This window comes from Synechococcus sp. R5-12 (assembly GCF_047502655.1).
GTDB lineage: Bacteria > Cyanobacteriota > Cyanobacteriia > Thermostichales > Thermostichaceae > Thermostichus.
Genome location: NZ_JANSIM010000006.1, coordinates 1 through 10152, shown reverse-complemented (window position 1 = coordinate 10152; position 10152 = coordinate 1). Strand labels below are relative to the sequence as shown.

At 60.7% G+C, this 10152-nt stretch carries 8 protein-coding genes; 6 read left to right on the top strand and 2 right to left on the bottom strand.

Annotated elements, in window-relative coordinates:
- Positions 1 to 202: 202 nt before the first annotated feature.
- The 4 genes from NW843_RS00490 to recN all read left to right on the top strand — a co-directional run bounded on the left by NW843_RS00490 (position 203) and on the right by recN (position 6224).
- A complete protein-coding gene (locus tag NW843_RS00490) occupies positions 203 to 1555 on the top strand; it encodes a TldD/PmbA family protein (RefSeq protein ID WP_414521790.1) in 1353 nt (450 codons plus the stop codon).
- Between the two features lie 152 nt (positions 1556 to 1707).
- Positions 1708 to 3096, top strand: a complete 1389-nt coding sequence (locus tag NW843_RS00485) for a glutamate-cysteine ligase family protein (protein ID WP_414521789.1) — start codon at positions 1708 to 1710, stop codon at positions 3094 to 3096.
- A gap of 209 nt (positions 3097 to 3305) precedes the next feature.
- Positions 3306 to 4322, top strand: a complete 1017-nt coding sequence (locus tag NW843_RS00480; RefSeq protein WP_414521788.1) for a M14 family metallopeptidase — start codon at positions 3306 to 3308, stop codon at positions 4320 to 4322.
- Between the two features lie 195 nt (positions 4323 to 4517).
- Positions 4518 to 6224 carry a DNA repair protein RecN gene (gene recN, locus NW843_RS00475; RefSeq protein ID WP_414412673.1) on the top strand — a complete coding sequence of 569 codons (1707 nt, stop codon included), beginning with the start codon at positions 4518 to 4520 and terminating at the stop codon, positions 6222 to 6224.
- 45 nt (positions 6225 to 6269) lie between these two features.
- Here recN and NW843_RS00470 read toward each other — a convergent pair whose 3' ends face one another.
- Both NW843_RS00470 and NW843_RS00465 read right to left on the bottom strand, forming a co-directional pair.
- The gene (locus NW843_RS00470; RefSeq protein WP_414521787.1) at positions 6270 to 6977 is read right to left on the bottom strand and encodes an ABC transporter ATP-binding protein; all 708 of its coding nucleotides are present in this window, start codon (positions 6975 to 6977) and stop codon (positions 6270 to 6272) included.
- Positions 6974 to 7792 (bottom strand): ABC transporter ATP-binding protein, encoded by an 819-nt coding sequence (locus NW843_RS00465; RefSeq protein ID WP_414329274.1) that lies wholly within the window; start codon positions 7790 to 7792, stop codon positions 6974 to 6976. The genes NW843_RS00470 and NW843_RS00465 overlap by 4 nt, the downstream gene beginning before the upstream one ends.
- 319 nt (positions 7793 to 8111) lie before the next feature.
- Between NW843_RS00465 and NW843_RS00460 the strand changes: the two genes are divergently transcribed.
- Positions 8112 to 9365: an ABC transporter substrate-binding protein gene (locus NW843_RS00460; RefSeq protein WP_414521786.1), complete on the top strand. Its 1254-nt coding sequence runs from the start codon at positions 8112 to 8114 to the stop codon at positions 9363 to 9365.
- A gap of 250 nt (positions 9366 to 9615) precedes the next feature.
- Complete coding sequence (locus tag NW843_RS00455; protein ID WP_011432412.1) at positions 9616 to 9960, top strand: hypothetical protein; 345 nt, start codon at positions 9616 to 9618, stop codon at positions 9958 to 9960.
- Positions 9961 to 10152 lie beyond the last annotated feature (192 nt).

Below are 10152 nucleotides of genomic sequence, written 5' to 3'. Positions count from 1 at the left end.
AGTATAGTTGAGCTTATTATTGACTAGAGTCATGCTCTCTGCTGATTGTTGCCCAGGGGGAGCGGGCTGGAACGGTGCGCACCAGGGTCACGTTGTCGGACGAAGGGGTGGGTGCTGGGACTCCATAGACGGCAGGGGGTCAGGGAAAAGTAGCTCTGAGCCATGGCCGATAATAGGACTGTCCTCTTGCCATCTCACTTTTATGCCCAGCTCCATCATTTCCCCGGAAAACCTGCTGGATCTTTGTGAACAGGGTGTGTACAAGGCGTTGGCCGCTGGAGCCGACCAGGCAGAAGTGTTTGCCAACTCAGGCCGGGAAACGGAAGTCACTTTTGAGAAAAATGACCTCAACCTGGCCCGCAGCAGCAGCGAGACCCTGTTCGGCATCCGGGTTTTCTGCGACGGCAGGCTGGGCTTTGCCACCTCCAACCGCCCGGAAGAGCTGGCCGAGACGGCGGCTGAGGCTGTAGCCATGGCCAAGGCTTCGCCAGCGGATCCCCTCAACGGGCTGCCGGAGCCCCAACCTTTGCCCCAGGTGCCCTTTGCCCTCGACCCAGGCCTGCTGGAACTGGATGCCGCCGAGCTGACCCAGTTGGGATCCCAATTGCTGGAGTGGGTGCGCTCCAAAGACCCTCGCATCACCATCGACAGCGGCTCCCTCAGCGTGGAGGAAGAGACCCTGGCCATCGCCTCTTCCACCGGCATCCGCGCCAACCATCACAGCGTGGAAGCGGGGGGATCCCTGTTTGGCATGGCCATCGACGGGGACGAGGTGGGCAGCTTTGCCTACGACGGCGACAGTGTGCAGAAGCGGGCCGATCTGGTGCCGGCGCTGGAGCGGGCTTTTGATCGCTTTGTCCAGAAATGCGTGGGCGCGCTGGGGGCTGGCGAGGGGGAGAGCTTCCGCGGCCCCATTGTCCTGCCGCCAGATGTGGTGGAGGAGTTTCTAGGGGATCTCCTCTTTGTCTTGGGGGCAGATGCGGTGCGCAAAGGCAAAAGCCCTCTGGCGCAAAAAATGGGATCCCGGATCGCCAGCCCGTTGCTCACCGTGGTTTCTGAAGGCCTGGGCCTGCCCGGCTACCCCATTGAGCCCTTTGACCGCGAAGGGATCCCGCGCCAGATTACCCCCCTGATTCATGAAGGGATCCTCTGCAACTTCATGTACAACAGCTACGAGTCCCGCGCTGCTGGCGTTCCCTCCAACGGCCATGCCACAGGGGGAGCAGGCAGCCTGCCGGGAGTAGGGCCGGCTTGCCTGAGGGTGGCCCCAGGGACAACCCCCCTGTCCGAGCTCTACGCGATGGATCGAGGAGTTATCGTCACCCGCCTCTCCGGCAGCAGCAACCCCATTACCGGTGACTTTTCTGGGGTGGTGAAAGGGGGCTTCTTGGTCAAAGGCGGCGAGAAACGCCCCATCCTGGAGACCACCATTGCCGGCAATCTCTACGATTGTTTGCGCAATATCTCCGCCATTTCCCAGGAAGTAACGGTTTTCAACGGCACGGCTGCCTTTCCCGCCCTGCGCATTGAAGATGTATCCATCACTGCGGGCTAAGTAAAGCTAGGGGTGTCGAGATCCCGGCAACAGCGATTAACCTCATTCCCAAAAGCTGCGGAGTTGTTCCCATGGGCCAGGAGATCACCTGCCTCCGTTTTGGTACTGCAGACTTTGCTCAGTTTGCAGCTCGGCTCCAGCAAGAGACGAAGTTGCTCGAGCGCTGGTTGGCCGGTGCGCCGGGGCTGGATCCCGCCTGCCGGCCCTTTGCCCAGGGATCCCCGGTGGGCGGGTTTGAGCTGGAGGCATGGCTGGTGACCCCTCAGGGAGATCCGGCCCCGATAAACTCAGCCTACCTGGAAGCGGTGAACGATCCGCTGGTGGTGCCGGAACTGGCCCAGTTCAACGTGGAGATCAACAGCCGGCCCCAAGTTTTGACCGGCTTGGCTCTGCGGCAGTTTCAGCAAGAGCTGGGCCAAACGTGGGATCGCTGTTGCCAAGTGGCCGAACACTTGCAGGCGGGGTTGATGATGATCGGGATTTTGCCCACGGTGCAGCAAAAGCAACTGACCTTGGAGATGATCTCCCCCCGCAAGCGTTACCTGGCCCTCAACGAGCAGATCCTGAACTTGCACCGGCGTGAGCAATCCCAAGCGATCCCTTCCCTGGGGCTAGATATCGAAGGACCGGCTGGGCGGTTGCGGGTTACCCACCCGGACATCATGCTGGAGGCGGCGACCACCTCCTTTCAAATCCATCTGCAGGTATCCCCCCAACAGGCGGCCCGTTACTTCAACGCTTCCCTGCTCGTGTCAGCCCCCTTGGTGGCGCTGGCGGCCAATTCCCCCTACCTGTTCGGGCACGATCTGTGGGCAGAAACCCGCATCCCTTTGTTCGAGCAGGCCCTAGATGGGCCACCCCCGCCCTCCCCCACCCACTGCCCCCGCGTCACCTTCGGGCAAGGCTATGTACAGGGATCCCTAATGGAGCTGTTCTGGGAAAATGTGCATCGCTACCCGGTGGTGCTACCGCAAACGTTGGCCGCCTCTCCCTGGGAGCTGGCCCATCTGCGCCTCCACAACGGCACCATCTGGCGCTGGAACCGACCCCTGATCGGCTTGGATCCCGTTCCCCACTTGCGCATCGAACAGCGGGTGGCAGCGGCAGGCCCAACCCTACCCGACATGATCGCCAACGCGGCCTTCTACTTTGGCCTGGTACAAGCCTTGGGATCCCAGCCCGTTTCCCCCGAGCAGGAGCTAAGCTTTGCCCAGTGCCGCGCCAATTTCTACACGGCGGCCCGCTGGGGTCTGGAGGCCCCCATCACTTGGCTCAAGGGTTGGCAGGGATCCCTGCGCCAATTGCTGCTGGAAGAGCTGATCCCCCAAGCAGAGGCGGGTTTGGTTCAACTGGATCTGGCCCCCTCCGATATTCAGGAGTACCTGGGCATTCTCCGCGCCCGGGTGGAGTCGGGGCAGAATGGGGCCACCTGGCAGCGCCGCTATGTCGCCCGGCATGGTAAAGATATGCAACAATTAACCTGTGCCTACTGGGAACGGCAGCGGCAAGGCCAACCGGTACACACCTGGGATCTCAGCTAGGGCTCTCTCCACAGCCGGTTGTACCAGCGGTGGGCCACCGCGGCGGCAGGACGGATCCCTGGCCCGCATCTCGAGTGGGCAAACTCTCTCTCAGATGGCCTTGTTGCGACCCGAGCTACCGCAGCGAAACGGTTCATTTGGACTCCCGCTCCCTCCCACTCTAGGGCCGGAAGCCAGAAGTTTGAATCGAGCCTCTTAGCCCAAACAGCATGCTCACCGTTCTCGATCATCTACCGGATCAACTGCTGGATCTAGAGGCCCATCAGCTTTACGACCAATTGGGTGGGCCAACCCTCATCCATCTGCCGGGGCGACGGGATCCCGCCCTGTTTGTCTCCGTCCTGCTGCACGGCAACGAAACCACCGGCTGGCAGGCGGTGCGGCAGCTCCTCCGCCACTACGCCCAGCGGGAATTGCCCCGTTCTCTTTCCCTTTTCATTGGCAACGTGCAGGCTGCCCGCCACCGGCAACGGCGGCTAGATGGCCAACCGGACTACAACCGCATTTGGGGCCCCGGCTCCACCCCCGAGCACGCCATGGCCCAGGCCGTCCTGCAGCAAATGCAGCGGCGGGGCGTTTTTGCCAGCGTCGATATCCACAACAACACGGGCACCAACCCCCACTACGCTTGTGTCAATCACCTGGATGCCCCTACCCTGCACCTGGCCACCCTGTTTGGGCGCACCGTTCTCTATTTCACCAAGCCAGAAGGGGTACAGAGCATGGCCTTCGGGCGCTTCTGCCCGGCGGTGACCCTGGAATGCGGCAAGCCGGATCAGCCCCACGGCACCCAGCATGCCTACGAATTCCTGGAAGCCTGCCTTCACCTGTCGGCGATCCCGCAGCGCCCTGTCTTCCGCCAAGATATCGACCTGTTCCACAGCGTCGCCATTGTCAAAATCCCGGATCAGGTGAGCTTCAGCTTTGGGGAAGAGGATGGCAACCAAGAGGGATCCCCCTCCCACATCCGCTTCCCGCCGGATTTGGATCTCCTCAATTTTCGGGAGCTTCCCCCCCACACCCCCATTGGCTGGACGAACAACGGCTTCCACCTGGAGGTGCAAGACGAGCAGGGCCAAAATGTGGCGGATCGCTTTTTCTATGCCTGCAATGGAGAAATTCGCACCAGCGTGCCCATCATGCCGGGCATGCTCACCCTCAACAGCCGCATCATCCGCCAAGACTGCCTCTGCTACCTGATGGAGCGCTACCCCCTGGCCGGCTGAGCCGGGCTGCCAATTTCCCCGAGGGGATCCCCAAACCAGAACAGGTGGTGCTCCCCACCCCTGCAATAACAGACTCCTCGCTGGCCGCTGTACCCGTCCGCCGAGGGATGGTGAGTACGCTAACGTGGGACAGAGCGACCCCTGCAAGCCCTATCCTGAAAACTGCCAACGGCACGCTGAGCCCACGGGATCCCTATGTTGCGCCTGCTGCGGATCGAGAACTTTGCCCTGATCGAGCAATTGGAGATCCCCTTTCGAGCGGGGCTAAACGTGCTCACCGGAGAAACCGGGGCCGGCAAATCCATCATCCTCGATGCGCTGGATGCAGCTCTAGGAGGTACAGCTCGGGCTCTGCGAACTGGCAGCGAACGAGGTCTGGTGGAAGCGATCTTCAGTCCTAATCCTGAACTGCAAGCCTGGCTAGAACAAGAGCACATCGACCCCCTAGAGGAGGGCCTGGTTTGTAGTCGCGAGCTGGTGTTGCGCAACGGCAAGCTCACCAGCCGCCTGCGGGTGAATGGGGTGCTGGTGAACAAAGCCCAGATGCTCAACCTGCGGGCCAAATTGGTAGAGATCACTGCCCAGGGGCAAACCGTTCAAATCCAATCTCCCCAAACCCAGCGCCGTTGGCTGGACGACTTTGGCGGCGAAGAGTTGTTGCGAACACGGGCGGAGGTGGCTGCCCTTTACCAAACCTGGAACCAACTGAAAACAGAGGTGGAATCCCGCCGGCAAAGCCAACAACTGCGCCTGCAACGGCTAGACCTGCTGGAGTTTCAAGCGCAAGAGCTGGCCGCCCTGCGCCTGGAGGATCCCGACGAAATGGCCAAGCTGGAGCGGGAACGGGAGCGCCTGGCCCACCGCGTGGAACTGCAACAGCAAAGCTACGCAGCTCACCAATTGCTCTATCAAAACGACAGCGGCTCACCGGCCATCGCCGATCTGTTGGGCCAGGTAGAACGGTTGCTCCAGACCATGACCCAGCGGGATCCCGACCTAGCCCCTCTGGCGGAAATGGTCAGCAGCGCTCTCATTCAGGTGGAGGAGGTGGGGCGGGAGCTGGTTCGCTACGGCGAGACGCTGGAGGCGGATCCCGGTCGGTTGAACAAAATTGAACGGCGCTTGGCGCAACTCAGACAAGCCTGCCGCAAATACGGCCCGACCTTGGCCGAGGTGATGGCCCATGCGGAGCGGGTGCAGGCGCAGTTGGCCCAACTGCGAGGAGACAACACCGACCTAGAGGAATTGCAGGTGCGGCTGGACAAAGCTGCCCAAGACCTGGAGCGCCATTGCCAGGTGCTCTCTCAACTGCGGCAACAAGCGGCCTGTCAACTGGAAAAGGCTCTCATAGAAGAGCTCAGCCCGCTGGGGATGAGCGCAGTGCAATTCCGGGTGCAGATCCAACCCGGCCCCCCGACAGCAGAGGGGGTGGATCAGGTGAGCTTTTGGATCAGCCCCAACCCGGGTGAGCCTCTTCAGCCCTTGGCCAGCATCGCCTCCGGCGGCGAGATGAGCCGTTTTCTGCTGGCCTTGAAAGCCGTATTCAGCCGCATCGATCCGGTGGCCACCATGGTTTTCGACGAGATCGATACCGGCGTGTCGGGCAAAGTGGCGCAAGCCATCGCCACCAAGCTGCACAGCATTGCCCGAGATCACCAGATCCTCTGCGTCACCCACCAACCCCTGATCGCTGCCTTGGCGGATCACCACCTGCGGGTTCACAAGGTGGTGCACCAAAAACGAACTTCTGTGCGGGTGGAGCTTTTGGGAGAACGAGAACGCCGCGAAGAACTGGCCCAACTTACTGCCGGCCACTCCGCCCAAGAAGCGATGACTTTTGTGGAGGCTCTCCTCAACCAAGCAGCTCAACTGCGCAAGCAGCAACTGGCCAGCCCCGCTTGACCCTCCTCTCCTTTTGTTTTGAGTGAGGGGAGGGGGGTGAGGGCCTCACCCGCCCAAGAACAGCTCCAGCACCTCAGGATTGTTCAACAAGTTGGGGCCGGTATCCTCAAAGCGGTTTTCTCCCGTGGACAAGACATAGCCCCAGTCCGCCATCTTCAGGGCCTGCTTGGCATTTTGCTCCACCATGAGGATGCTGATGCCAAGACGGTTGATCTCTTGCAGGAGGGCGAAGGTCTGTTCTATGTACAGCGGTGACAGGCCGGCGGTCGGCTCATCCAGCAACAACAACTGCGGCTCCACCATCAACGCTCGCCCTATGGCCAGCATCTGCCGTTGTCCACCCGATAGGGATCCCGCCGCTTGGCGTCGTTTCTCTTTCAGGGGTGGAAACAGCTCATAAACCCGCTCCAGTTGGGCGGCAGGGTTGTCGCGTCGGATGAAGGCCCCCATCTCCAGGTTCTCTTGCACGGTGAGGGAAGGAAAGACATTGTTGGTCTGGGGCACAAAGCCGATTCCCCGTCGCACCAGTTGCTCAGCGGGCAGGTGGGTGATGTCGGATCCCTGAAACAGCACTCGGCCTGAGCGGATGGTGGCCAAGCCAAATAAGGATTTCAGCACCGTCGATTTGCCGGCTCCATTGGGGCCGATGATCACCACCATTTGCCCAGGGTTCACCTTCAGGTGGATCCCCTTGAGGATGTCCACCCCCCGGTAGCCGCTGTAGAGATCCTGGATGTCCAGCAAAGGGGTCATGAGAGGGATCCCTCCGAAGGCAGAGGGGAGGGTTGGGGTGGGTTTAGGGAGTCGGCCAGTGCCACAGATCCCAAATAGGCCTCCCGCACGGCTGGGTTTTGTTTGATCTCCTCCATGGATCCCTGGGTGAGAACCTTGCCGGCAGCCATGACCACCACGTGGTCGCAGAGACGGGTCACCAGATCCAGATCGTGCTCGATGATGCAGAAGGTGCAGCCGCGCTCGCGGTTGAGATACTCGATAAAACGCATCAAATCCGCCAGCAGAGTGCGGTTGACGCCGGCCCCCGGCTCGTCCAGCAGGATCACCCGCGCATCGGTCATCAAGGTACGTCCCAGTTCCAGGAGTTTTTTTTGCCCCCCGGAAAGGGTGACGGCCAGTTGATCCCGCAGATGGATCAGGTTCAGCCGTTCCAGAACCTCTTCCGCCCGAGCTTGCAGGTTGCGTTCTTGTCGTTGCACCCGCCGCCAACCGAACCAAGTGGCGAACAGGTTTTCCCCTATCTGGTTGGGGGGAACCACCATCAAGTTCTCCAAGACGGTCATGCGGCCAAACTCCCGCGGGATCTGAAAGGTGCGCACCAGCCCTCGACGGAACAGATGGTGAGGGGGCAGGCCGGTGATGTCTTCCCCATCTAGCCAGATGCGCCCGCTGCTGGGCCGAATAAACCCGGCGATGATGTTAAAGAGCGTGGTCTTCCCTGCCCCATTCGGGCCGATCAAGCCCGTAATCCGACCGGTTTCGATGCGGAAGGAACAGTGATCCACCGCGCTAATGCCGCCAAACCGCTTGGAGATGTCGTCGATAACAATCACGCCGCTGCCTTGGGAAAACCCCCCTGACCCATGAGTTCAGTATTTCAAACATATAATGAGCCCATAATGAGCCCATTGCCGAGTTTGCCCATTATCCTTCCCGGATCCCCAGGGGGACAACTGCCCCTGGAGGCCGCAGCCAAGGAACGGGCGAGATCCTGAGTCTGGCCCGCCTGTTTTCTGGAGCCATCTTTTCTTGAGGGAGTGGGGAACGCTTTGAGGTGAGTCAACGTCTGACTGCTACGACTCAACACTTGACTTTACTTGACCTTTGGGATCTGAGTTCTACTTTCTCTTCCCTCACAGGAGGTTGTCGGCTATGTCTCGCATGAATAAACTCACCCGACGGGCCTTTGCAGCGGCGGCTGCCCTGACGGCGGCTGCTCTTGCCACCACTCTGCTGCCCAGCACGGCTCAGCAGGCCACTCAGGGGCCGGTCAAAATCGGGGCCTTGATGTCTCTTACCGGGGATCTGCAGGCCTTCGGGGAAAACTGCCTCAAAGGGATCAAGCTGGCGATTGACCAAATCAACGCCGCCGGTGGCATTTTGGGATCCCCTGCCCAAGTGGTCGAAGCGGATGACCAGACGTCGGCTCAGCCGGCTATCGACGCAGCTCAGCGGTTGGTCACCGTGGAGAAGGTGGCCGGCATCATCGGCGCCTTGGGCAGCGGCATCACCATTCCGGTGGCCACGACGGTCACGGTTCCCAATCGGATCCCGCAAATTTCCCCCGCTTCCACCGCTCCTACCATTACCACTCTGGAGGACAACGATTTTCTGTTTCGCACAGTTCCTTCCGATGCCTATCAAGGGGTAGCCCTGGCCCAGATCACCCGTGAAGAGAAGCTGGAGCGCCTGGCCATCATCTACATCAATAACGACTATGGCCAGGGCCTGGCCGACAGCTTTAAGACGGCTTTTGAAAAGCGGGGCGGCACCATCACCAAGTCGGTTCCCTACGAGCCCGGCAAGGCTTCCTATCGCAGTGAGCTGACCCAACTGAAGGAAGGGGATCCCCAGGCATTGGTGCTGATCGGCTACCCCGAAAACGGTGTGGTCATTTTGCGGCAAGCTTTGGAAGAAGGACTGTTTGACCGCTTTGTCTTCACCGATGGCATGCGCTCTCCCGATGTGGCAGCCCAGGTGGGAGCCGAAAAGCTAGAGGGATCCATCGGCGTTTCGCCTCAGGCCCTCACCGATAGCAAGGCTTACCAAATCTTTGCCGAAGCCTACAAAGCCGCCTACGGGGAGCTGCCCCCCACCCCCTACATCGACACCGCCTACGATGCCGCTTTTGTCCTGGCTCTGGCCATTCAGAAAGCCGGCAGCACCGATGGCACCGCTGTTCGGGATGCTTTGCGGGAAGTGGCCAATCCCCCCGGCACCGAGATCCTGCCCGGAGAGTGGGCCAAGGCGGTGGAGCTGATCGCCAAAGGGGAAGACATCTTCTACACCGGCGCCTCTGGATCCATCAACTTCGATGAGAATGGGGAGGTGGCCGGCACCTTTGCCCACTGGACTTTCCAAGGGGGGAAGGTGGTGGATCTGAAGGTGTTTGAGCCGGAGAGCTGATTTTCCCCTGCGGCTCCTGAGTGGGGGTCGGTTTCTCCTTCTGAGCTCCATCAAGACAATCCAGACGAGCAAGACGGGCCTGCACAGAGTACTCTCTGCAGGCTTTTTTGTGGGCCTGGGCCGCGCGGCTGTACGTCCCCAGCAGGGATCCCTCCCCATCACGTAGCTTTTTTTGCTTTTTTGCGGCAACTCAGCGGAGGGCAAAGCAGGCTAAAGTGTCGGCATCCTGGCGTCTTGTGGAGAATCCTCGATGTTGTCCACCCAACTCCTCCTCCCCGGAGTGGCAGCTCTGCTCGGCTTCGGGTTTGCTCCAGCCGTCCTGGCTCAGACTTCCCACACCCAGCAGATGGCGATCCTGAACGGCAACGCCACCACCCTGCAAAGCAACGTCCTGCAAAACACCGTCCTGATCCTGCCCAACGTTCCCCCACAACAGTACGCCGACAGTTGGGGCTGGAGGAGCAGCCGCTCTTTGCCTCCCACTCCTGCTCCCATCACCGTCGTCATCCTCAACTCCCAAGTCAACCTAGCTGCCGAGGAAGTCGAGCCGAGGTCTTGCGGCCAGCGCTGTAGGGGATCCCTGCGCCTGCCTTGAGCGGGGGAGGCTGCTTTTTGCACTCCAGACTGCCCAAGTCCGCAATCCGGTTCGCGGCCACGCTCGGATCTGGGTGGATGGGGATTGATATAATCCAGGGCAATTGTCCGCTGCTGGGCGGCAGAGGGTTTTAACGCAAGCTTGGCCCGGCTGATACATTTACGCTGAACACTGCTGAACATCACTGTTCAA